Raw genomic sequence first — 23,986 nt, forward strand, 5'->3', positions numbered from 1 at the left:
GAATTAGGTTGTTATTGTTGAAAATAGATGGTTGCTTTTACTAGCTGAACATAAATTCTTTTAATTCGATTTCAAGGTCATTTTAATATGATTTCCTATTAAAATGACATTATTTTCTTGATAGTATTTTAGATCTTTTTCGGATAAGTATTCATTTAGGTTAGGTTTTTCACCCTGATTCCATTGTTGGATAATAGTTTGACGTTGTTGCGTGTTCATGCGTTTAAGCACCGTGATCCATGTAGCAAAATCTAGGTTAATGGATGCATAGCTTTCAGGGAAAATTCGAATACGTAATATTGCTGTGTATTTTCCATAACCCGTTTTATGTTGTGTTTTAATATCCCAGTCATTCAGTACTAAGTCACATATTGATTGACCCGAAATAGTATGTAATTTTAGGTTCGTAGAGATAACATCGATAAATTTAATATATTCAGATTTTTTCCAGATTCCTTCATGATAAATGGCTTCAGGTGTAATTTTTAAGTGTGGTGTCTTGATTTTAAATAAACGATAAGTTGCAAAGCTAAACATATAGATCATATAGCCAAAAAATAAGGCAAGTGCTGTATATATAATGCTTTGATGTGCAATTGCATTTACAGTCATAATAAATGTTGCACAGCTAAAAATTAAAATAAAAAATGGAAGAAAAAATTTATTTAGATTTTTTTTCTTTAAATAAAAGAGATGATAAGTTTCTGGCATATTTATGTTTTAATCAATTTATTGATGATGTAATTTTAAATCATAAAATAAAAAAAGCCCACTTCGCAATGAGTGGGCTTTTTAGAATCTGGCTCTTCCACCTGGGCTCGAACCAGGGACCTGCGGATTAACAGTCCGTCGCTCTACCGACTGAGCTATGGAAGAATAGATGGCTCTCCAACCTGGGCTCGAACCAGGGACCTGCGGATTAACAGTCCGTCGCTCTACCGACTGAGCTATTGGAGAATCTGATGCGCATTTTAGGGATGAAATGGCAACTCGTCAATAAGATAATGTACAGAAATGAATTGTTTGCTTTATTAATATGCGTTTTTTAGAAAAAATTTTAAAAAATACGAATTTTGTTGTTTAAATAGGCGATTTTCACTATGCAAGATTATGAAAAATATCCATATTTGCAATGAAAATGGATGGTTACAGGTTTCAATTATTTTTGAATAAAGTGTATACATACTTAATCTAAGCATGAGAGCTGAGTGGTCTGGAAGCGTAAAATTAAACGTCACAATATAAAAAACCTCCATAATCAATATGGAGGTTTTATTTTTGAATAAACCATTAGTTGTTTAAGTCAAACCAAATGAATTGACTGTTTTCATTGGCATTGAGCATTGCATCTTCATCAAAAAGATAAGCATCGCCTGCCTTCAAAGTTTGCCCTGCGATATCAATTTCACCTTCAATGACATGTACATAGTTAAATTTTTGAGTTGCTTTAACCTCAAGTGTATGACCTTTTTCCAAATAAGCAGCTTTAATTTCAGCATCTTGGCGGATATGCATTGGTGCATTGTCATTTGGTCCCACAATTAATTGCCATTGGTTGGGCGTTTTACGTGGGTCACGTTCAATTTGTTGATAATTTGGCTCTGCATTTTGTACATTCGGCATTACCCAGATTTGCAGCATATGTACAGCTTCATCGCCTTGATTGACTTCACTGTGTTGTACGCCTGTACCAGCACTCATTAATTGCCATTCACCTGCATTGATATGACGCTCATTGCCCATACTATCTTTGTGTGAAATTGTGCCTTTGAGTACACAAGTCAAAATCTCCATATTGTCATGTGGATGTGTACCAAATCCATTATGTGCTGCAATGGTATCGTCATTGATAACACGTAATGAACCAACACCCATATATTTAGGGTTATACCAACTACCAAACGAAAAACTATGTTTGGTATCTAACCAACCTGCTTTGACATGACCACGATCTTCACTACGATGTAGAAATGTATTCATGATGAAACTCCAAATTTTTATTTTTTAACTTGAGTTCATATTAGCTTTCTAGAATATGGATTAAAACCTTAAAGTAGCAACGTATTGTTGTGTATTTGGAACGATGAAAGGGATTGATGAACAGCATTTATAGAACAATAAATAAAAGCTAAAATTTAAATTATTCAGTTAAATTCAGTGCTTGAAAAATCATTTGCATACCTTCTAGCGCGCCATATTCTAAAGAAATACCTTGTGCTGATGAGAATTGTGCTTCTCTAGGATTAATTCGAATGACAGCAGGGGCAAAGCGTTCACTAAAATACCGTACCGTTGGAATGGCTGTTCCTGCACCTAGTTCAATGACTATAGGGCGATGGTGTTGCGTGAGCCAAGCATTAAGATTTTGTCTTTGCTGCTGACTACGTCGCTCGATCCAATCATAATCATCAAACATCAAAATATTAGGTCGTGCTAGTGCTTGGCAGTGAGGACAGTGCGGTAACTCACCTAGCCATTCACAACGGATGTGATCAATATGAGGGTTTAATGTTTCTGTTGTCCAAATTTTTGCAGTGCATACATTTAAGCATTGTAAATGTTGAATAGAGCCATGACATTCATAAATCAGATTTTCAGCAAAACCAGCTTTTTGAAATTGCCCATCCACATTTGATGTGAAAATAAAATAGGGGAGTTGCAGTATTACACTGAGTTTTTTTAATAAATGAAAACCCTGATGCGGTATTGTCTCTTGATATAACTTTAAACGATGCCCATAAAAACCCCATGCAAGATGAGGTTGTTGTTGAAATGCGTTTGGATTTGCAATAGATGTAAATTGCATACGTTGCTTAGCTAAGGCTGGATAAGCTTGCCACATCCCATGATTACCACGAAAGTCAGGCAAACCAGAATCTACGCCCATGCCAGCGCCTGCCGTGATGATTAAGCTATCTGCATGTGAAAAAAGCTTTTGTATTTTTGAGATATGTTGAGAATTTAACATCGCATTTGAAACCTATGAAATATTTGTTAGAAATGATCGATTATTATTTGATAAGTATAGGTCAAAGCAAAATGATTTAAGATAAAAAAACCAGTGTATAACAACACTGGTTTTGAAATCATGTGAAAAATTTTTTCAACATTATTCTAAGAATTTAACCGTGACACCAGATTTCACTTTTTTACCAAGATCATTAGCATCCCAGTTGGTTAAACGAATACAGCCATGAGATGCGGTTTTTGAAATCGCAGATGGGTTTGGTGTGCCGTGAATACCAAATGATTTTTTGCTTAAACCGATCCAGATATTTCCTACTGGCGCATTTGGACCAGGTGGTAAAGAAAGTGGTTTACGGTTATTTCCTTGTACAAAGTTACTTGGTGAATAGCTATACCATGGATTTGGTGCTACGCCAGTGACTTTATATGTCCCTGTTGGTGATGGTGTGTCAGAGCTACCAATCGTTGCAGGGAATGAACCTACCATCTGGTTTTGTGCATTAAACAAGTAAAGTTGTTTAGCACCTTTATGTGCCACAATGAGGTGAATGTTTTCAGGTAGTTCATTACGAATGTTGGTGACAATGATTTTTTCACCAGCTTTTTTAAAGCTCGCTTTAGGATTTAGTTTCTTTAAGAAATCCTCATCCATATGAAATTTTTCACCCAACATTTCTGTTACACGCGTGTAGTACAAGCCTTTCATTTTTGCCTGTAAAGCGTAGTCATGTGGAATAGATGCAGCATAAGGACCTTTCAAGTCTGCATCTGTGATGGTGTACTCTACAAATGCAGGTTTAGCACCTTGTTTTGCAACAAGAGCATCCCAAGTTTCTTTGGTCAGTTCGCCAGTAGGTTTTAAGCCATTCATTTGTTGAAATGAAGAAATAGCTTTTAGGGTATTCATACCACTTGAACCATCAATCGCACCAGGTGAAGCATGGGCGTTGTTCAGCATAACATGCGCACGAGCATAAACAGGGAATTGACCTTTCCCAATATTTTCATACCATTCAGCATTGTTAATGCCATCTAAAGTCCATGATGCTTTAGCTGCATTTGTAGATGGAGATTTAGGCGTTGCTGTTGTTTCACTTGTGCTTGATTCAGTCGTTTTTGCACTTGGTGCAATTGCTGTATCAGCAGTCTTGTCTTCAGTCTTTTCTAGGTTTTGTAGCGTTGTAGCTGCTTGGTCTAAGTCATTAAGCTCTTGTTGGGAAATTTGAGCTTCGCTAGCACTTGCTGTATTTACGGTAGATGCAGCAGATGAATCAACAGCTAGAGGATCGATCGGATCTTCAACTGCTGATGATACTTTACTTGGCTTTAAGGGTTGCTCAGCAGTTGTAGGTGCAGCAAATGCAGTACCTGTTAATATACAACTTAAACTCAAAGCAAGAATTGAGCGAACGAACATGTAATTCAACCTTAAGAATTATTCATATTGATTTATAAAAACCGAATAAGTATTGCAGAATTTAAATGTAGATGCAGTAGTTGTTTTGTGTAAATACTCGTTTTATGCAAATAAAAGCCAGCAAAAGTAAACAGAAAATTTAAGAATATGTAGAAAAATAAAATGTCGAGAAGAAAAGCTTATATTTGAAAGCTTTTTTGATATGATGAGTCAAATTGTTAAATTTGAAAATAGGAAAGTAAATGACGACCCTCAAAAATGATCGTTTTCTACGTGCCTTGTTGCGTGAACCCGTAGATACCACACCAGTATGGATGATGCGCCAAGCAGGTCGTTATCTTCCTGAGTATCGTGAGACACGAGGCAAAGCAGGTGATTTTCTTTCTTTATGTAAAAATACTGAATTTGCATGTGAAGTGACTTTACAGCCTTTACGTCGCTATGATTTAGATGCTGCGATTTTATTTTCAGATATTTTGACAATTCCTGATGCTTTGGGATTAGGTCTATACTTTGAAGTAGGTGAAGGTCCTAAGTTTCATAAGACGATTCGTAGCGAACAAGACGTTGCAAATTTACCGAAATTTAATGCAGCATCTGACTTAGATTATGTCATGAATGCAGTTTCAACTATTCGTTCTGCATTAGGTGGTCAAGTCCCTTTAATTGGTTTTTCAGGTAGTCCTTGGACTTTGGCAACCTATATGATTGAAGGTGGTTCGAGTAAAGATTTTCGCTTTACCAAGCAAATGATGTATGCCCAACCTGAAGTTTTACATGCATTATTAGACCGTTTAGCTGATGCAGTGATCGACTATTTAAATGCGCAAGTCGATGCAGGCGCACAAGCAATTCAAATTTTTGATAGTTGGGGCGGCGCGCTAGCACATCGCGAATATCTTGAGTTTTCACTTCAATATATGCAGAAAATTGTTGCAGGTTTAAAACGTGAAAATGAAGGACGTAAAGTGCCTGTCATTTTATTTACCAAAGGCGGCGGGCAGTGGCTAGAGCCAATGGTTGCAACAGGTGCAGATGCTTTAGGCTTGGACTGGACAACACCTTTAAATGTAGCACGCCAAACAGTGAATAGTCGTGTGGCACTACAAGGTAATTTAGATCCTGCAACATTATATGGTTCAGCACAAACGATTGAGAAAGCAACAAAAGCCATGCTAGATGATGCTTATGCCAACGGTGAAAAAACAGGTTATGTTGCAAACTTAGGACATGGTATTACGCAATGGGTTGACCCTGCACAACCAAAAATATTCATTGATACCGTGCATGAATATAGTGCGAAATACTTAGGGTAAAACACTTTTTTTCTCCATGTTCTATATAAAATTAAGTATTGAATTTATCATTAAGGCAGTTTCCGCTGCCTTATTTGGTATTTTATTGCTGATCGCTTTTGCACTGAGTGCAAAAATGGGCAGTTATGAGTTTTATGGCTTCTTTCGTTATGATTATTTATTATTTTATGCCTTACTCATTCAAGTCTGTTTACTCTATTTAAAACTCGAATCATGGGCGGAAGCAAAAGTGATTGCTTTGTTCCATGTCATGGCAATGGTGATGGAAATTTTCCTGACTCATCCACACATTGCATCTTGGCAATATCCACAACCTGCAGTTTTTAAAATCATGACTGTGCCGTTATTTGCAGGCTTTATGTATTCGGCAGTTGGCAGTTTTTTTGCACGTTCATTAAGGCTTTATCAAGTTTCTTTTTTAAGATTGCCTAGTTTTGCCAATATGCTGAGTCTTGCATTGTTGTCTTATCTTAATTTTATGACAAAATTTTTTGTTCCAGATATACGCAATGTATTGTTTGTTTGGAGCGTCGTTATTTTTTGGAAAACAAAAATTCGCTTTCAAATACAACAATCTCAATTCCAATTGCCTATGCTACCAATTTTATTGATTTTGGCATTTATCATTTGGATTGCTGAAAATATCAGTACTTTTTATAAAATTTGGTTATATCCAAGTCAGGTCGATGCATGGCATATGGTGGGGTGGGGGAAACTTGGTTCTTGGTATTTATTGTTATTGCTCAGTCTGGTGCTAGTCTTACGAATTTTAGGGCACAGAGCCGATACAGGGCAGTGGTTATTAAAAGAGAATGAAAAATAATCAATTAAAATGGTATATTTTGATTTGCTTATCAGAATAACTGTGTTAAACATTTATACAGTGTAATCATAGTTACACAAATCCCAAGAATAAGGGAAACATTAAAAATATTGGAGAACGACATGTTAAAAAAAATCGCTTTAGCAGCCATATTGGCAACAGGATCAGTTTCAGCTTTTGCAGATAGCGATGTAGGTTGTGGTCTAGGTTCTCAAGTTTGGGAAGGACAGTCTGGAAAAATTCCTAAAATTTTAGCTGCAACAACCAATGGTTTGTTTGCAAACCAATTATTTGGTATCACATTTGGTACACTAGGTTGTAGTGGTACAGGTGCTGTGACTGCTCAGGCAGTGACATTTACCAATGAAAATGCTGAATCACTTGCACGTGATATGGCAGTTGGTGAGGGCGAAAGCTTAAACGTTTTGGCTGAATTATTAAATATTAAAGCTGAGGATAAAGCGCGTTTCTTTGCAGTATCTAAACAAAATTTCTCTAAAATTTACTCAGCTGAAAATGCATCTTCAGCAGAAGTTTTAGCATCATTGCAAACTGTGATGTCACAAGACGAAGTGTTAAAAGCTTACGTTTAATGTAAAGAGAAAACCCTGTCATTGATGATGGGGTTTTTATCTATTTTAGTAAAATTTTAAATGATTCAATATATTATTAATGAAAATATTTGCGCTTTTGTGCACACTCAGTTTAACGCCACTGGCTTATGCAACATCAGTGGACCTTGCATCTGTTCAAAAATATCAACAACTTGCTGAACAAAAACAGCTTTACAAGCAGACTGCATGGCAACGTTTGTTATATGCCAATGCGCAAGGTCAAAGTGAAGTGCGTTATGATGGTTTTTTTCTGTCTCCACATGGAAAGTCCGACTTAAAGCAAGAAATCAATGCCAATATTGCAGCACTGTTTGAAGCTGCTGCTGCCAATCAATCCATTCAATGTCGTTTTCCTGCCCGCAGTCAGTGGTTGATTCAACAACTCGAAATTTCCAAAGCAACATTGGCTCATGCAGATTGTGCTGAACTGGATGAATGGATGGGGCAAATTAAACCCTATAAAGCCACTTTAATTTATGCCACAGATTTTATGGGCAACCCAAGTTCCATGTTTGGACATACCTTATTGCGACTGGATCCCAAAGACCAAAAACAATTAAATCTGGTGTCTTATGCATTAAATTATGCTGCCACAGTTCAGGGCAGTGAAGGTTGGTCATATGCATGGAAAGGCTTGACTGGACAATATGATGGTGAATATTCACTGATGCCATACTATCGCAAGGTGAAGGAATATGGTGATTTTGAAAGTCGTGATTTATGGGAGTATGAACTCAGTTTAAATCCAGAAGAAACACGATTTTTAGTGCAACACATCTGGGAAATGAAGCATGTTAAATTCCCTTATTATTTTATCAGTGACAATTGTGCCTATCGACTGCTTGGCTTGTTGGACATCGTCCGTCCTGAGCTGAATCTGCAACAACAGAATCAAATTGCCTCTATTCCTATTGAAACTTTAAAAACAGTTCAAGACAATCATTTGATTCAGGATGTGCAATATCGTCCCGCTTTGGAAACTCAGCTTTTGGCTCAGTCACGTCAGCATGGGCAGCAACTGGCAAAAACAGCACATCAACTCACCTTGTTAAACGTCGATGATATGTCTGTAATGTTGGCAAAGTTTGATGCTGCTGATCAAGCCAAAATACTGGAAATGGCTTATGACGATTTATACTTGGTGTTTATTTCCCGTAAAATTGCAGCGCAAGAGGCACAGCCAAAGTTGCGTCAGATTTTGAGTTTGCGTAGTCAGCTCAATATTGAAAAACAACGCACTGAAGTTACACGCCCCCGCCATGATCCTGCTCAGGGTCACCATGCTAAAAATACCTCCATTCACGTGGGTGAAGTGCAAGGGCAACAGTTTGTTGAGTTGGGTTTACGTCAGGCGTATCATGATTTACTTGATCCGCAAGGTGGATACCGTACAGGAACACAGTTAAATTTCTGGGATGGTACGATCCAGTATCGTGATGATAAGTTGAAACTTGAACATTTTGATTTTCTTTCAGTCAATTCCTACAACCCGATCACATCATTTAAAATGCCTTTAACTTGGGGGTTTAATCTGGGGTGGCAACAGGAAGCCATTCACCAAGGGCGATTCAATTCAGACCAACAGCATGGTGTATTACAACTGAAAACTCAGTTTGGCTATAGTCTTGCCGATCAAGATCGGCAGCATGTATGTTATGCTCAGCTACAGCCACAAGTACAAGCGGGTAAATCTCTTGATGATGGTTGGCGTATTGGGCTTGGACCTGCGATGGGTTGTCAGAATATATGGACAGACCGTTTCAACAGCCTAGTACAGCTTGAACTGCCATATTGGCAGGATGCAAATCAGTGGAATTTACGTCTGAATACAGGGCTTAATTATGCAGTTGATGCACAAAATTCGCTACGTATAACATGGCAATATCAACAACAAAATCATTTGGATTGGAATAAAACAAGTCTAGGTTTTGTTCACTATTTTTAACACGATAAATATTCGCTCAAATGAATTTTCAACAATCACTATGTCAGTTGCATCAGTAATTATACTTTTCGAGTGAGTCGTGAAGGATTTTGGTTATTGTAAATGGCTTTATATACAGTGAAAAATAATGGGCGTAATTGGGTTTATTGTGTTTGATTAATGAAAAAGAACAATCAAATAAGCAGCGTTAATCATGACACTGCTTTATTGAATATATGGTAAGTGCTTGATCATACAAACTTAAACTTCAACCACCACAAAATATTTTTTCACAGCTTCAACAACTTCAAAAGTTCCGACAAAACTTGGTGGAATGACACCTGCTTCACCCGCTTTCACTTCGATATACGCATTATTTTCTGCATTGTGAATGCGAACAACACCTTCAAGAATAGTAAAAAATTCTTGTTTATTGTCTGCAAATACAATATTCCACGCACCGACTTCGCATTGCCAAATGCCACAATTCATATGGGGATGTTCATATAAACTTTGGGTCAGACGTTTTGGATTACCTTTAACCAAACGATCCGTACGTGGATAGTCCACCGTAGTTTCACTATGTGTTAAACCTTGACCTGCCAAATAAATCGGTGACATTTTAACAATCCATTTTATAAAAAAGCCTCAAAAATTTGAGGCTTAACATATTAAATCAAATGATTAGTGTGCTTCAGGCACAGCAGACAAAAATTCACGACGTGCTTCTTTATCTGTTTTGAAATCACCCACGAAAGATACGGTACGTGTGGTAGATTCTTGTTTGCTGACACCACGCATCATCATACACATATGCGCTGAATCAATCACCACAGCAACACCGCGGGCATTTGTTACTTCTGCAACCGCATCGGCAATTTGCTTGGTGAGTTGTTCCTGAATTTGTAAGCGACGGGCAAACATTTCTGTGATACGGGCAAATTTAGATAAACCTAAAACATTACCTGAAGGTAAATAGGCAATATGCACACGACCATGAAATGGCAATAAATGATGCTCACATAAAGAATAGAACTCGATATTTTTAACCAAGACCATTTCATCATTATCAGAGGGGAAGACCGCATTATTGGTCACTTCTTCTAGCGTTTTGCTATAGCCAGACGTCAAGTACGAAAAAGCTTTAGCCGCACGCATGGGCGTATCTTTCAGACCAGGACGGTCTAAGTCCTCGCCAACGGCAGTTAAAATATTTGCGTAGGATTGCTGCATAGACATAAAACGTGTTCACTTATACGGATTGAACAAGGACGGCATTGTAGCAGAAAAACATGAAATATTTTCCAACTACGAGATAAACCGTCATTTAAATAAAATTTTTACTGGGATTTGCCTGTTTGACATACAGTAGATCAAGACTCTTTGGCAAATTTTGGATTTTTTTCAGCACGTTTCAATAGAACCAGAACAGCGCCTGTACCCCCTTGTTTTTCAGGTGCGCTGACAAATGCCAATACATCACGGTGCTGACGTAACCAACCATTGACATATGTTTTTAAAATGGCGTCAGGACCTTTGCCATGCACAATTTTAATCACATTTTGGTTTTCTTCTTTGGCGATCTGAATCACTTGCAGTACAGCAGCACGAGCCTCTTCAACCGTACAACCATGCAAATCTACCGCTTCAAACCAGCGCAGATTACCTGCTTTTAAGTCTTCAAACACTTTGTGCTGCAATGTTGCAATGCGGTAACTTAAAGTTGCTTGGCTTGCCACAGGATTTAAAATAGCTTGAGTATCAGACAGTTCTGCATCATTGACTTCAAATGCACCTTCAGCCGAAGCGCGTTTGGCTAAGGTCTTTGCATCAGGTTTTTTACGAATATCTTTACGCTCGATTTTGGCAATATTACTATTATCGAGTTTTTTAACGCCGCCCAAAGCTGTTTTAAATAAATCTGCATCACTGATTTCTTCAGGTGCAGTTTCTTGAACTTTCTTAGGTTCAGGCTGTGCTGCAACTTTTGAAGAATGCGGATGACTGATTTGTTTTTTAAATTGCTTTAATAAATCAAGTTGTGATTTGGAAAATGGAGAATCAGAATTACTCATATTAGAAAATAGTAAATAAAGGGTATTTACTGTGAATTATAGTCTGAATCAGGCTAAATTTGAACTGAATTGGATTTAGTTCACATGTTATCAGTGTAATTTTATATTTTTAGTATGAATGACAGTGGCTTTTAATTGATGTGAAATATGACTTTAAATTCATTCTGTTGCATTAAAAGCTGTATCATATTTTACTGTTGCTTTTGGGATAGCATCATTAAAACTTAAAGCTTGAAAATACTGAGGTGGTACATCTTCTAAAATCAAATTAGGATAAGGTTTAAAACCAAAGCGTTGATAATAGAGTGGATCACCCAATAAAACACAACCTTTGGCTCCTTGTTTTTTCAAAAGCTCTAAAGCAGAGTTCATCAATTGTGAACCAATGCCTTGTTTTTGCATTGTGGGTAAAACGGCGATCGGACCTAATCCATACCAACCTGATTCATGTGTTGATAGTTCTACAGGTGAAATTGCCACATGCCCAACAATGTTCTGATCGATTTCAGCGACTAGAGAAAGAGTCAGTGTATGATTTCGACGCAACTCATTGACAATAAATTGTTCAGTATGACTTGAATATTCCACATCCAAAAAAGCCAAACGAATGACTTCTGAAATAGCATCTATATCTTGTGCTTTTTCTGGACGGATGATGACTTTATTCAAAATGTTCTTTCATTCTGCTGAATTTATTATGATTTAAACAGTTAAGAATAATGACCCTTAACTGTTTGATCTCTATTTAAAAATAAGACTAAATAGCTTGAGGAACACCAAATAACTCAGTAAATGCATGATCAGGACGAGGCTGCTTCATAAAACTTTCACCGACTAAGAATGCATGAATGTCATGTTCCTGCATTTTTCGAACATCTTCAGGAGTGGCAATACCACTTTCCGTGATCAACAAACGAGAGGGATCAAGCAACTTTTTCAAACGGAAAGATGTATTTAAATCCACATCAAAGGTTTTCAAGTTGCGATTATTCACGCCCAATAAACAATGCTCAGAAAGCTTCATTGCACGTTCAAGTTCTTCCTCGTCATGGACTTCAACCAATACATCCAGATTGTGCTCAAACGCAGTTTTAGACATTTCTTCGAGTTGCTGATCTGACAAACTTGCCACAATCAACAAAATACAATCTGCATGTAAAGCACGCGCTTCAATCACACCATAAGGATCAATTAAAAAATCCTTACGTAGCGCAGGTAAGTCACAATGGCTACGCGCGATTTGAATATTTTCATCAGCACCCTGAAAGAAATCGATATCTGTTAATACAGACAAACATGCCGCACCTGCATTTTGATATTGTTCAGCAATTTCAGCAGGATTAAAGTTTTCACGAATAATGCCTTTGGACGGAGATGCTTTTTTAATCTCAGCAATCACCGCAGGACGTTTACTGTGCAAAGCATTGGCAAAACCACGTACAGGTGTTGCTGCCTGAGCAAGCTCTTCAATGTCTTTTAAACTGCGTTGTTTTAAACGTGCTGCAAATTCTTCGTATTTACGATCTACAATTTTACCTAAAATGGTATTGGCGATATCCACCATAATGATATTCCTTAAATTTTGGCTAAATGCTTAAGCTTCGTATTCTTTGAGGGTTTTGGTAAATTCTGACAAAACGCCCATTTTTTCCAAAGCTTGTCCGCCATAAATAATGTCATGTGCCAAAGCCACACCTTGTTTATAGGAGTTGGTTAAGCCTGAAACATAAATCCCTGCACCTGCATTTAAAGCAATCATGTTGGCTGCTTTTTCACCTTTTGCCGATTTTTTCTTACCCAAAGCGTCTTTAATCAGTGCAAGACTTTCAGCAGCACTGTCTACAGATAAGCCTGTTAATGTCTGAGATTCAATCTCAACCTCTTCAGGCTGAATCATCCATTCAGTCACTTCACCATTTTTAAGTTCAGCCACATAAGTTCCTGAAGCCAGACTGATTTCATCCAAACCATCTTTAGAATGAACCACCATCACATGCTCAGCACCAAGTTGCTTTAAAACTTCCGCCATCGGGCGGCAAAGTTCAGTGGAAAATACACCAATGACAAAGCGCTTCACCCCAGCCGGATTCGTAAGCGGACCAAGAAGATTGAAAATACTGCGGAAACCCAATTCTTTACGGGGACCTGCTGCATATTTCATGGCTTTGTGATGATTTGGAGCAAATAAGAAACCGACGCCCATCTCACGGATACATCGTTCTGTTTGTTGCATGCTCAAATCAAGATTGATACCTGCCTGTTCCAATAAGTCAGAAGAGCCTGACTTGGATGACACGCCACGGTTACCATGTTTGGCAATGGTTGCACCTGCGGCTGCAATCACAAACGAAGATGCAGTCGAGACATTAAATAAATTTTGTCCGTCACCACCCGTACCGACAATATCGACTAAATAGGGAATATCACTGACATCAATCTTGATGGCAAATTCACGCATGACACGTGCTGCTGCGGTGATTTCATCAATACTTTCACCTTTTTGGCGTAAACCCATCATCAATGCACCAATTTGGGCATCAGAGGCTTCACCGCTCATAATGGTACGCATCACTGCTTCCATTTGCGGTTGAGTCAGTTCAATATTTTTGGTGATGTTATTTAAAGCTTGTTGAATATTCATTTGGGTCACTCAATTATGCATAAATATCTAAAAAGTTCTTGAAGACTTGGTGTCCGTGTTGGCTCAGGATGGATTCAGGATGGAACTGCACGCCTTCTATTGGCAATGTCTTATGTTTTACACCCATGATTTCTTCCATTGAGCCATCGGCTTCATTGGTCCAGCAAGTAACTTCAAGACATTCAGGCAAAGTCGCTTGATCAATCACTAAAGAGTGATAGCGAGTTGCTGAGAATGGAGAAGGTAAATTGCTGAAAATGCCTGTATCACTGTGGTACATGTCAGATAAACGACCATGCATCACGGTTTTGGCACGAACAATGTCACCACCAAATGCCTGTCCAATTGCCTGATGTCCAAGACAGACGCCAAGGGTTGGAATTTTCCCTGCAAAATGCTGAATCGCAGGCACAGAAACGCCAGCTTCAGATGGAGAACAAGGACCAGGACCAATCACAAGATATTTTGGTTGCCATCGCTCAATATCTTCCAATGTGACGGCATCATTGCGAACGACTTTAACTTCTTGATTTAACTCGCCAAAATATTGGACGATGTTGTAAGTAAAGCTATCGTAATTATCTATCATCAAAAGCATGAGCTAATTAACCTATTGAAATTTATACACATAAGTGCTTATTGTCTGAAAATACTCAAAAGATATTTAGAAAGAATTTATTTGAAATTAACCCTTTTAAATCAATCTATAAAATGAGTAAGATGAATCATAACAAAAAACAAGCTTGGCTGTTTGACTATTTTAGAAAGCTGTATTTTCCTTTGATTTAAAAAATCAAAAACGCAAAAGACTAGGTTAATTTTAAAGCGTAAAAATAAAATAAATTGTTGTATAAACATGAGGTTAATTTTTATATTTTTTTATAATTAAATCTTTATATGTAATAAGCCTGATGATCTTAACTTTATCTTTATAATGGTCGGAAATTTCAACTAAAATAGATGACAAATAACTTTCAATTGTGTGAAGATAGATTGAAAATGCAATTTATATTAAGTTGGCAGATAAGCGTAAAAATATAATGATTTAATACATAAGTATTTGTTATGAGAAATGAGCGCTTCGGTCAAATAATAAAATGTTAATATTTTTGCCTTTTGCTCTTAAAATGATAACATTGTCACATATTTGAAGGGGAAATTTGTGAAAGAAGAAGTAAAAATAGCAATTTTTGGATTGAGTCTAAATGTTTTAGAAAGCCTAAAACAAAAAATTCAGGCACTTTATGATGGATCAATTCAGATTTCTTGGGCAAATATTGCAGATCCCCAATTAGACATATTATTGGTGAATGATATGTTCTTTGGTTCACCAACGATTCAGAATTTAGTTGGTAATCAGAAAGTTGCATATTTACGTTTGGTGAATAAACAAGATAAGTCGGGCTTAATAGAAGATGATGCTTTATATTTACCATTTACTGCTTCAGATGAAATTCGTAATTGGTTTAAAGCGCGTTATCATGGTGAACCGATTAGACAACAAAACCTAAAATCATCAACTTTAAAAAATGTACAACCACTTGAAATTAAAAAATTAATTAAAGAATTATTTGATCCACGCAATAGCAATATTCAAGTATTTGATAATACAGGAAACATTGCACTTATTAATATTCGTAAAGAACAGGTTTGGGCAGACCCTGAACGTCGTACCAATAATACAGATACATCATTGAACTTTACTTATGCCACGATGCAGAAAGTACAAAGTGTTGATTCAATCCAAGGGCAAGATTTAAAAAATTGGTTATGGAATTTATTGTGGTATTCTCCACAGTTATTAGAAGATCATAATGTAAATACATTTTATAAGTTAAAATTTTGGCCACAACCACAATCAGCTTATGAACGACAAAGTATTTTTAAGATCGCTGCTTGTTTTGAAAAAGGAGCAAGTATTAGTCAAATTGAAAAAAAACTAGAAATCAAGCAATCTATTATTCAACATTTTGTTTCAGTCGCTGTATTAACCAACGCTTTGCAAGAAATAAATGAGACAGATGCGAAATTAATAGTAAAATCAGAAAAAACTGAAGGTGTTCTGAAAGGATTCTTTGGTAAGTTAAGACGAAAGCTTGGCTTATAAAAATATTTAAGTTTGACTTAAAATTTTTTAAATCTATTAGATAATTAAGGTTGTTAACTGTTCATTTAAATGAACAAGGGAGAGAAAATTGATCTTACAGAAATACAAAATTGTATTCGGTGGCACTATGGGGGCTGGTAAAACCGAAGCCATTAAATCCCTTTCTGAAGTTTCAGTGCTTTCTACTGAAGCATTAAATACAGATCAAGATGCGCATAGCAAAGCCTTAACAACTGTCGGCATTGATTACGGTGAAATCAAACTTGAAGATGGGGTTGTGGTTGGCTTATATGGCACGCCGGGTCAGGATCGTTTTGACTTTATTTGGTCTGTGATCTGTAAAGGGGCAATTGGTGCGATTGTACTAATTGATCATTCTCAAAAAACGGCTCTAGAAGATTTGAAGTTCTATCTTGAGGCATTTAAGGCACATGTCGATAACATTATTGTGGGAATTACGCATGTTGATGAAAATCCACAAAGTCTTTTAAAGGCGTATCGTGATTTTAGTGAAATGGAAAATTATAATTTACCGATTTTTGCGGTAGATGCACGAAAAAAAGACGATGTATTGTTGGTGGTTGAGACACTGATCGCTCGTGCAGAAGTAGAAATGTCTTAATTTATTGTTATTTAAAGTAAAACTTAATAATACTGTTAAGTTTTACTTGACTTAGAGAAAACAAATATCAAAACAATTGGATGTTTTAAGACAAATAATATTGTATAAGATAAACTCAAAGAACAAGCTAAAAAATAAAATCAGCACCAAGTTAATACATTTAAACCTAATTGCACAATAATGGTGCAATTGAGAGATGAGATCAATATTTAAAAGCCAGAAGAGTGTATGAAGATGGTGCAATTATCAATATGGCTTGTATAATAGTAACTAGCTGAACTAAGAAAAGAATGCTTTCTAACAAGGAATTCAACCTTTTAGCAAATATTCTTGAAGTTGGTACGGTAATTGCTATATAAATACCAACTACTAACACGCACAATTAAAAAATGTGCAACAAAAAATCATCGGAGCAAAATGAGCATGGCGAACAAGGTCCTACAACTCATCCAAGAAAGTGGCGCAAAATGGGTCGATTTTCGCTTTACTGATACTAAGGGTAAAGAACAACACGTAACTTATCCTTCCGACAGTATTGATGAAGATACTTTTGAAGACGGTAAAATGTTTGACGGTTCTTCAATTGCTGGTTGGAAAGGCATTGAAGCATCAGATATGATTCTGCGTCCAGATGCTAATTCAGCTTTCCTTGACCCATTCTTTGCTGAAGCGACTGTTGTAGTAACTTGTGATGTCATTGAGCCATCTACAGGTCAAGGTTATGAACGTGACCCTCGTTCAATTGCTCGTCGTGCTGAAGAATATTTAAAATCTACAGGCATTGGTGATACTGCATTCTTTGGTCCTGAACCAGAATTTTTTGTATTTGACGAAGTGAAATGGGACATTGATATGTCTGGCGCTCGTCATACATTGATTGCTGAAGAAGCTGCTTGGTCAACTGGTAAAGACTACGAAGCAGGTAACTCTGGTCATCGTCCACGTGTGAAAGGTGGTTATTTCCCAGTTCCTCCTGTTGATTCTTCACAAGATATGCGTGCTGAAATGTGTGCACGTATTGAAGATATCATGGGACCTGGTCGTGTAGAAGTACATCACCATGAAGTTGCATCTTGCCAATTAGAAATTGGTGTAAGTTTCAATACCTTAGTTCGCAAAGCAGACGAAGTACAACAGTTCAAATATGCTGTTTGGAATGTTGCGCACCAATTTGCAAAAACAGCAACCTTTATGCCTAAACCGATGGTAGGTGATAACGGTTCTGGTATGCATGTTCACGTATCTATCTCTAAAGATGGTAAGAACTTGTTCGCTGGTGATGAATATGCAGGTTTGTCAGAAATGGCACTTTACTTCATCGGTGGTGTAATCAAACATGCGCGTTCTTTAAATGCGATCACAAACCCTTCTACAAACTCGTATAAGCGTTTAGTGCCACATTTTGAAGCACCAATTATGCTTGCTTACTCAGCACGTAACCGTTCGGCTTCTATCCGTATTCCATACGTTTCAAGCCCTAAAGGTAAACGTATTGAAGCACGTTTCCCAGATCCAATGATGAACCCGTACTTAGGTTTTGCTGCATTGTTAATGGCAGGTCTTGACGGTATTCAAAACAAGATCCACCCAGGTGAAGCTGCTGATAAGAACTTGTATGATCTTCCTCCTGAAGAAGAAGCAAAAATCCCAACAGTTGCACATAGCTTAGATATGGCACTTGAAGCGCTTGAAGCTGACCATGACTACCTATTAAAAGGTGGTGTATTCACTAAAGATATGCTTGATGCGTATATCGAGCTTAAAACTGAAGAAGTTCGTCGTTTAAATACAACAACTCACCCAGTTGAGTTTGATATGTACTACAGCTTGTAATTCTTTTGAGAATTTAACTGTAAAAAAGACCCGCCTTGTGCGGGTTTTTTTGTATGATAGCTTTATATCAAGCATTGATTTATTTATATGGCACAACGTAAAAAACACACAGGATTTTTCCCGTGGAATGATTGTAAAGATCATGAAAAAGGCTTTAAGTTAAATTTTTCTGAAGTGACTTATTTTGAAGTTGGACGTACAGTTGAAGGTTATAAGCAGGCTGAATTTGTTGCTTTAAGAAATCCTGAACTTGCTTTAGATTTTGATTATCCAAAAAGTTTTTATATCAGTGCTGAAGGTTTAATATTGGTAAAAACCCCTCAAGGTAAGTTTGAAGTGATTGCTAAAACAGATCATGTTTAATTCAATCAAAATTGATCTAAAAAATTAATTAAATAATGGGTATTGCCCTGAGGGATAGAATTTTTTGTTACACTAGCTCAGGTTTAATTTTACGGAATCACTTATGCAATATGGAGCAATGCAACTGCTTTCGATGTGGATTAAAGACCGTAAAATTCAAAATCAGTCAGAAAATACCCTTGATGCTTATTTTCGTGATGTTTCTAGTTTTATAGATTTTTGTTATACCCGAAATATTGAGTTAAATCATGTCGAAGCATCAGATTTACGTGAATATTTAGCTTATAAGGTTGAAAAAGATCAGCTTGGTTCAACGAGTTTGCAGCGTCATCTCAGCTCAATTCGGCAGTTTATGAAATGGGCAAAGCAGAATCACTTTTTAGCAATCAACCCTGCTGATGATTTGCAATTAAAGCGTCAACCACGACTTTTACCGGGCATGATTGATGTTGAAACTGTGAATCAAATTTTAGATCAGCCAGCACCTAAAAAGCCAATAGAACAGCAGTTATGGTATAGAGACAAAGCAATCTTAGAATTATTGTATTCAAGTGGTTTGCGTTTAGCTGAAGTGCAGGGGCTAAATATTCGTGATATTGATTTTAATCGTCAATTGTTGCGCATCACAGGTAAGGGAAATAAAACGCGTATTGTACCTTTTGGTCGTAAAGCAAAAGAAAGTTTGATTCAATGGTTGCAAATCTATCGAATTTGGCAGGGTGAATTTAGCCCTGATGCACCAGTTTTTATTCGCCAGCAAGGTCATCGCATTACCCCACGACAGATTGAAAATCGGGTTAAATATCAAGCACAAAGAGCAAATGTAAATGTTGATTTGCATCCACATTTATTAAGACATTGTTTTGCGAGTCATATGTTATCAAATAGTGGTGATTTGCGTGCAGTGCAGGAAATGTTAGGGCATAGTAATTTAACAACGACACAAATTTATACACACATCGATTTTGATCGATTAGCACAAGTGTATGATCAAGCACATCCAAGAGCGATGAAAAAGTAGCAAATTAAACGCAATTTACTGATCAAAATGACATTGTTTGCGGAAATAAAACGATTTATATTTATTTTTCTTCAATAATATGAAAATTTCTAACAATGATTAAAAAAATTATCCTGTCATTATTGTTGCTACAATCTACAGCAATTTTTGCAAAAACTGTACAATTAGATGAATTATATCAACGTTATAGTGAAGCAGATTATTCCTCTTTAGAGTTGGCAGAATACAATACAGAAGTTGATTTTCAAGCTATTGTTTCTGCTTTAGACGAAAATATAGAGGGTGGTGTTTTACTTGAAGTTGCAGGTTTAAAGGATTCAACGACTGCTTTAGCACGTGTTGTACCTGTAGATACTGCTGCTGCGCAATTTTCTCAGTTGCAAGAAGGGCAAAAAGTACATCTAAAATGTACAGTTGAAATGGCAAGTGGTTCAGAGTACCTTTCTTTGGGTGAATGTGCTGTAAAATAATCGAAAATTTGTCAATGCTTGCTATAAAAGTACACTTGGTTGCAAATCTTTTATAAAAAGTCATCAAAAAAAGCCGAAAGAATAATTGTTTTTCAAAGCACTCTTGTATATGTTTTAAGCACAATGAGTAATTTAATTAATTCTTTTTCATTTCTGAAAAATTATGTCTGACATGTACTGGGTAATAACATGATTCCTGAGCTTGAGCAAAAATATCAACAATTGACTGAAGCGCAAAAAGAAATTTTTAGAGGCTATGGGTTAAGACAAGTGAAACATTTTGTTGAACTTAGTTTGCCCAAAATTGAGGCAACTTTACCACAACAAGGAAAAGTACTTGGTATTAATGCTGAAGGTAAAGTGCAAGCAATGAATACTGAAACACAACAAGTTTATTTGTGGATTTCAGATCAACAATGGCAAGCTGCAAAAACGAAGTCTAGTCATGTCGATTTAAAAGAAGACTTTTTGGCTGTGTGGGAAATATTTGATTTACAACATCAAGATCTAATCTCACTGAGCCATATTCACCGCGATTTTTTAGAAAATAACCCTATAAATTAAGTGAGCTTTGTTTTTATAAGTTTTTAATTTTAATGTAAAATTCATTTAATTTTTGTGTGTTTAGTCTAAATTGATCTTGAGTTATTTCATACAAAACATGTTGAGATAATGGGTGATTTTCCATTAAGTTGGGATGATTAAATGTCTGAATATAATTCATCTTTAGCCTTTGCATTACTTTTGTAGAGGCTAAATTTACACATGCTGTAAAAGATACAATTTTTGTTAATTTTAAATATTCAAAAGCAAATAATAAACACGCATAAGCAGCTTCAGTTGCATAGCCTTGATGCCAATGCTTTTGGTCTAGACGCCAACCAATTTCAACGCAAGGTGAAAATAGAAACCGCTCAGGTTGAGAATGTAAGCCAACAAATCCGATGAATTGTTGAGTTGCTTTTAATTCAACCGCCCAAAATCCCCATTGATTTTGTTCGATTAAATTGTGAAAACGAGTGGCTAATAGGTCACTTTCTTCACATGATAAGTAATGAGGAAAATACTGCATTACTTGGGAGTTGGCATTAAGTTGAGCAAATTTTGCAAAATCAGAGTCTTGCCATTGTCGTAAAATTAAACGTGATGTTTCAAGTTGATAGTGGGGCATCATGTACCTATATTTTTTAAGGAAATAGTGTGCAAAATATTGTTGACTAAAATAGCTTAATTTTTATTCAATTTCTTTTTTAGAGTTGAGTTTATAAAATAATCATTTCTAGGGTGAATTTTATTCATAAATAGCATCATATTTTGTTGTTTATCCGAAAGATTGTAAGATTATGACCATAAAGTTGTGACTAAACGTAAAAAAAATAGAGAAAAAAAGCTGATTTTTCGGCTTTATATCTTAAATGACATTTTTTGATATAGAGCATCAGTAAATTTTAGGGAATTTTTTTTTGATGAATTAATCGGTTTTTTATCTTAGATTGACAGTGGTTTTTAGGTGTAATTTGATATTAAACTTTAAAAATCAATGTTTAAAATTTTAATAAATAATAGTCAAAACAAACTGAATTGTGCAAAAAAAATATTTTTGAACTGTACGTTCAACTATTTTTACGCTTTTTTACAACACTTTGATGAATTGTGACTTGACCGAAATGCCAATCACATTGCAAGATAGGACACCTAAATAATTTTAAATGAAGCGTTATTATAACACTTCTTAATTTTCACTTTTGCTAAAACAGCCGAGGATTACATGAAGGCTCTTGTTGCTGTAAAACGTGTGGTTGATGCCAACGTTAAAGTTCGTGTTAAACCGGACAATAGTGGGGTAGACCTTACTAACGTTAAAATGTCGATCAACCCTTTCGATGAGATCGCAGTGGAAGAAGCGGTTCGCTTAAAAGAAAAAGGAACTGTTTCAGAAATCGTCGTTGTTTCTATTGGTCCTAAAGAAGCGCAAGAACAAATTCGTTCTGCTATGGCGCTTGGTGCAGACCGCGGTATCTTGGTTGAAGCTGATGACAGCCAACTAGGTGCTTTAGAAGTTGCTAAAATCTTAAAAGGTGTTGTTGAACAAGAACAACCACAATTAATCCTTTTAGGTAAACAAGCAATTGATGACGACTCAAACCAAGTGGGTCAGATGTTGGGCGCTTTATTAGGTTCAGGTCAAGGTACATTTGCTTCTGAAGTTAAAGTTGAAGGCGATAAAGTACAAGTTACTCGTGAAGTGGACGGCGGTTTACAAACTGTTGAACTTGCACTTCCTGCAATTATTACGACTGACTTACGTTTGAATGAGCCACGTTATGCTGCGCTTCCAAACATTATGAAAGCACGTAAAAAACCGCTTGATACTAAATCTCCTGCAGATTATGGCGTTACAGCGACTTCTAAGCTTAAAACAGTTAAAGTTGAACCACCTGCTGAACGTAAAGCAGGCGTACAAGTGAAATCTGTAGATGAGCTTGTTGAAAAACTTAAAAATGAAGCGAAAGTGATCTAATACAGAAGGATAAAATCATGAGTATTTTAGTTATCGCTGAGCACGACAATAAAGCACTTAACGGTGCAACATTAAACGTTGTAGCTGCTGCTCAGAAAATCGGTGGTGATATCACTGTATTGGTTGCTGGTTCTGGCGCTCAAGCAGTTGCTGATGCAGCTGCTAAAGTTGCAGGCGTAAGCAAAGTTTTACTTGCTGATGACGCTGCTTATGCAAATCAATTGGCTGAAAATGTTGCTAAACTAGTTGCAGAATTGGGTAAAGGTTATACACATATCCTTGCTGCTTCTACAACAACAGGTAAGAACATTCTGCCACGTGCTGCTGCGTTACTTGATTCAAGTATGATCACAGATGTGATCGCGGTTGAAGGTCCTAAAACTTTCAAACGTCCAATCTATGCGGGTAACGCGATTGCAACTGTAGAATCAGCTGAGTCTGTAGTGCTTGCAACTGTTCGTGGTACTGCATTTGATCCAGTTGCTGCTGAAGGTGGTTCTGCTGCGGTTGAAGCTGTCGCTGCAACAGGTGATGCGGGTATTTCTAAGTTCGTTTCTGAAGAAATCGTGAAATCTGAACGTCCTGAATTAACAGCTGCGCGTATCGTTGTATCTGGTGGTCGTGGTGTAGGTTCTGGTGAGAACTACCATAAAGTACTTGATCCACTTGCTGACAAGCTTGGTGCTGCTCAAGGTGCTTCACGTGCTGCGGTTGATGCTGGTTTTGTTCCTAACGATATGCAAGTTGGTCAAACAGGTAAAATCGTTGCACCTGACCTATACATCGCTGTCGGTATTTCTGGTGCGATTCAGCACTTGGCTGGTATGAAAGATTCTAAAGTGATCGTTGCGATCAACAAAGATGAAGAAGCGCCAATCAATGCTGTAGCTGACTACTGGTTAGTGGGTGATTTGAATACTGTCGTTCCAGAATTGGTTTCTAAAATCTAATTCTGAAACTTAAGTTTCAAAAAAAGCACGCTTAAGAAATTAAGGGTGCTTTTTTTAGTGGAAAATATTTTTAAGTTTTAAATAAAATATTTAACGTGACTTTAAAGAGCCATTTATGTTGGCATAGATAAAAAGATTAACTTTCAAATATTTTTAGGAATTCTTTAAATAAAAAGTACGAAGAAAAATTATATGAATAGTGATTTATTTTTATAGATGTTCAACTTTAATCATTGATTTATTTTAAAAATAACAATTGTATTTTATTAAGTGCGCAGTAATATGATGCTTACTTCTAGTGATGAAGAGTAATAATTCTTAA

At 36.6% G+C, this 23,986-nt stretch carries 25 protein-coding genes and 2 tRNA genes; 13 read left to right on the forward strand and 14 right to left on the reverse strand.

The genetic code is table 11. The features are described from left to right. Positions 1–60: 60 nt before the first annotated feature. The 6 genes from HX124_RS05220 to HX124_RS05245 all read right to left on the reverse strand — a co-directional run bounded on the left by HX124_RS05220 (position 61) and on the right by HX124_RS05245 (position 4,384). A complete protein-coding gene (locus HX124_RS05220) occupies positions 61–612 on the reverse strand; it encodes a hypothetical protein (RefSeq protein ID WP_286382163.1) in 552 nt (183 codons plus the stop codon). A 188-nt stretch (positions 613–800) separates the two neighbouring features. Then, positions 801–876, reverse strand: a tRNA-Asn gene (locus HX124_RS05225). A 5-nt stretch (positions 877–881) separates the two neighbouring features. Then, positions 882–957: transfer RNA gene (locus HX124_RS05230), tRNA-Asn, on the reverse strand. 333 nt (positions 958–1,290) lie between these two features. Then, entirely contained in the window at positions 1,291–1,980 is a 690-nt protein-coding gene (locus tag HX124_RS05235) for a pirin family protein (protein WP_107006516.1), read from the reverse strand. Between the two features lie 160 nt (positions 1,981–2,140). After that, a complete protein-coding gene (locus HX124_RS05240) occupies positions 2,141–2,968 on the reverse strand; it encodes an SIR2 family NAD-dependent protein deacylase (RefSeq protein WP_286382164.1) in 828 nt (275 codons plus the stop codon). Between the two features lie 141 nt (positions 2,969–3,109). Continuing rightward, complete coding sequence (locus HX124_RS05245; protein WP_286382165.1) at positions 3,110–4,384, reverse strand: L,D-transpeptidase family protein; 1,275 nt, start codon at positions 4,382–4,384, stop codon at positions 3,110–3,112. Between the two features lie 242 nt (positions 4,385–4,626). On the opposite strand from HX124_RS05245, the gene hemE reads away from it, so the two are divergent. From hemE to HX124_RS05265, 4 genes are all read left to right on the forward strand, one after another. Continuing rightward, the gene (gene hemE, locus HX124_RS05250) at positions 4,627–5,700 is read left to right on the forward strand and encodes a uroporphyrinogen decarboxylase (RefSeq protein ID WP_286382166.1); all 1,074 of its coding nucleotides are present in this window, start codon (positions 4,627–4,629) and stop codon (positions 5,698–5,700) included. A 16-nt stretch (positions 5,701–5,716) separates the two neighbouring features. Next, positions 5,717–6,523, forward strand: coding sequence for a DUF817 family protein (locus tag HX124_RS05255; protein WP_286382167.1), 807 nt, complete (start codon positions 5,717–5,719; stop codon positions 6,521–6,523). A 122-nt stretch (positions 6,524–6,645) separates the two neighbouring features. Further along, complete coding sequence (locus HX124_RS05260) at positions 6,646–7,116, forward strand: DUF3015 family protein (protein WP_286376487.1); 471 nt, start codon at positions 6,646–6,648, stop codon at positions 7,114–7,116. A gap of 79 nt (positions 7,117–7,195) precedes the next feature. Further along, positions 7,196–9,082 carry an Lnb N-terminal periplasmic domain-containing protein gene (locus HX124_RS05265; RefSeq protein ID WP_286382168.1) on the forward strand — a complete coding sequence of 629 codons (1,887 nt, stop codon included), beginning with the start codon at positions 7,196–7,198 and terminating at the stop codon, positions 9,080–9,082. 240 nt (positions 9,083–9,322) lie between these two features. Here HX124_RS05265 and HX124_RS05270 read toward each other — a convergent pair whose 3' ends face one another. The 7 genes from HX124_RS05270 to HX124_RS05300 all read right to left on the reverse strand — a co-directional run bounded on the left by HX124_RS05270 (position 9,323) and on the right by HX124_RS05300 (position 14,375). Then, complete coding sequence (locus tag HX124_RS05270) at positions 9,323–9,682, reverse strand: cupin domain-containing protein (RefSeq protein ID WP_286382169.1); 360 nt, start codon at positions 9,680–9,682, stop codon at positions 9,323–9,325. 63 nt (positions 9,683–9,745) lie between these two features. Continuing rightward, a complete protein-coding gene (gene folE / locus HX124_RS05275; RefSeq protein ID WP_171405017.1) occupies positions 9,746–10,294 on the reverse strand; it encodes a GTP cyclohydrolase I FolE in 549 nt (182 codons plus the stop codon). Positions 10,295–10,434: 140 nt separating this feature from the next. Next, positions 10,435–11,136 carry a Smr/MutS family protein gene (locus tag HX124_RS05280; RefSeq protein ID WP_107006524.1) on the reverse strand — a complete coding sequence of 234 codons (702 nt, stop codon included), beginning with the start codon at positions 11,134–11,136 and terminating at the stop codon, positions 10,435–10,437. Between the two features lie 159 nt (positions 11,137–11,295). Then, the gene (locus tag HX124_RS05285; protein WP_286382170.1) at positions 11,296–11,805 is read right to left on the reverse strand and encodes a GNAT family N-acetyltransferase; all 510 of its coding nucleotides are present in this window, start codon (positions 11,803–11,805) and stop codon (positions 11,296–11,298) included. An 88-nt stretch (positions 11,806–11,893) separates the two neighbouring features. Then, positions 11,894–12,700, reverse strand: coding sequence for an indole-3-glycerol phosphate synthase TrpC (trpC, locus tag HX124_RS05290; RefSeq protein WP_286382171.1), 807 nt, complete (start codon positions 12,698–12,700; stop codon positions 11,894–11,896). Between the two features lie 30 nt (positions 12,701–12,730). Beyond that, positions 12,731–13,777: an anthranilate phosphoribosyltransferase gene (gene trpD, locus HX124_RS05295; protein WP_286382172.1), complete on the reverse strand. Its 1,047-nt coding sequence runs from the start codon at positions 13,775–13,777 to the stop codon at positions 12,731–12,733. 13 nt (positions 13,778–13,790) lie between these two features. After that, the gene (locus tag HX124_RS05300; RefSeq protein WP_107006528.1) at positions 13,791–14,375 is read right to left on the reverse strand and encodes an anthranilate synthase component II; all 585 of its coding nucleotides are present in this window, start codon (positions 14,373–14,375) and stop codon (positions 13,791–13,793) included. 564 nt (positions 14,376–14,939) lie between these two features. Here HX124_RS05300 and HX124_RS05305 point away from each other — a divergent pair. The 7 genes from HX124_RS05305 to HX124_RS05335 all read left to right on the forward strand — a co-directional run bounded on the left by HX124_RS05305 (position 14,940) and on the right by HX124_RS05335 (position 20,757). Beyond that, entirely contained in the window at positions 14,940–15,884 is a 945-nt protein-coding gene (locus HX124_RS05305; RefSeq protein WP_107006529.1) for a hypothetical protein, read from the forward strand. 88 nt (positions 15,885–15,972) lie between these two features. Next, entirely contained in the window at positions 15,973–16,506 is a 534-nt protein-coding gene (locus HX124_RS05310; RefSeq protein ID WP_107006530.1) for a GTP-binding protein, read from the forward strand. Positions 16,507–16,923: 417 nt separating this feature from the next. Beyond that, positions 16,924–18,339: a type I glutamate--ammonia ligase gene (glnA, locus tag HX124_RS05315; protein WP_171405048.1), complete on the forward strand. Its 1,416-nt coding sequence runs from the start codon at positions 16,924–16,926 to the stop codon at positions 18,337–18,339. 87 nt (positions 18,340–18,426) lie between these two features. After that, complete coding sequence (locus tag HX124_RS05320) at positions 18,427–18,702, forward strand: hypothetical protein (protein ID WP_286382173.1); 276 nt, start codon at positions 18,427–18,429, stop codon at positions 18,700–18,702. A 103-nt stretch (positions 18,703–18,805) separates the two neighbouring features. Next, positions 18,806–19,723, forward strand: coding sequence for a tyrosine recombinase XerC (locus HX124_RS05325; protein WP_286382174.1), 918 nt, complete (start codon positions 18,806–18,808; stop codon positions 19,721–19,723). Between the two features lie 95 nt (positions 19,724–19,818). After that, positions 19,819–20,193: a hypothetical protein gene (locus tag HX124_RS05330; protein WP_286382175.1), complete on the forward strand. Its 375-nt coding sequence runs from the start codon at positions 19,819–19,821 to the stop codon at positions 20,191–20,193. 189 nt (positions 20,194–20,382) lie between these two features. Further along, positions 20,383–20,757, forward strand: a complete 375-nt coding sequence (locus HX124_RS05335; RefSeq protein ID WP_107006535.1) for a hypothetical protein — start codon at positions 20,383–20,385, stop codon at positions 20,755–20,757. 13 nt (positions 20,758–20,770) lie between these two features. Here HX124_RS05335 and HX124_RS05340 read toward each other — a convergent pair whose 3' ends face one another. Then, a complete protein-coding gene (locus tag HX124_RS05340) occupies positions 20,771–21,364 on the reverse strand; it encodes a GNAT family N-acetyltransferase (protein ID WP_502872807.1) in 594 nt (197 codons plus the stop codon). 597 nt (positions 21,365–21,961) lie between these two features. Between HX124_RS05340 and HX124_RS05345 the strand changes: the two genes are divergently transcribed. Beyond that, positions 21,962–22,714: an electron transfer flavoprotein subunit beta/FixA family protein gene (locus tag HX124_RS05345; protein ID WP_107006537.1), complete on the forward strand. Its 753-nt coding sequence runs from the start codon at positions 21,962–21,964 to the stop codon at positions 22,712–22,714. A 17-nt stretch (positions 22,715–22,731) separates the two neighbouring features. Beyond that, positions 22,732–23,664 carry an FAD-binding protein gene (locus tag HX124_RS05350; protein WP_286382177.1) on the forward strand — a complete coding sequence of 311 codons (933 nt, stop codon included), beginning with the start codon at positions 22,732–22,734 and terminating at the stop codon, positions 23,662–23,664. Positions 23,665–23,986: the final 322 nt, after the last annotated feature.

The organism is Acinetobacter sp. 226-1 (genome assembly GCF_030329325.1).
GTDB classification, from domain to species: Bacteria; Pseudomonadota; Gammaproteobacteria; order Pseudomonadales; family Moraxellaceae; genus Acinetobacter; species Acinetobacter sichuanensis.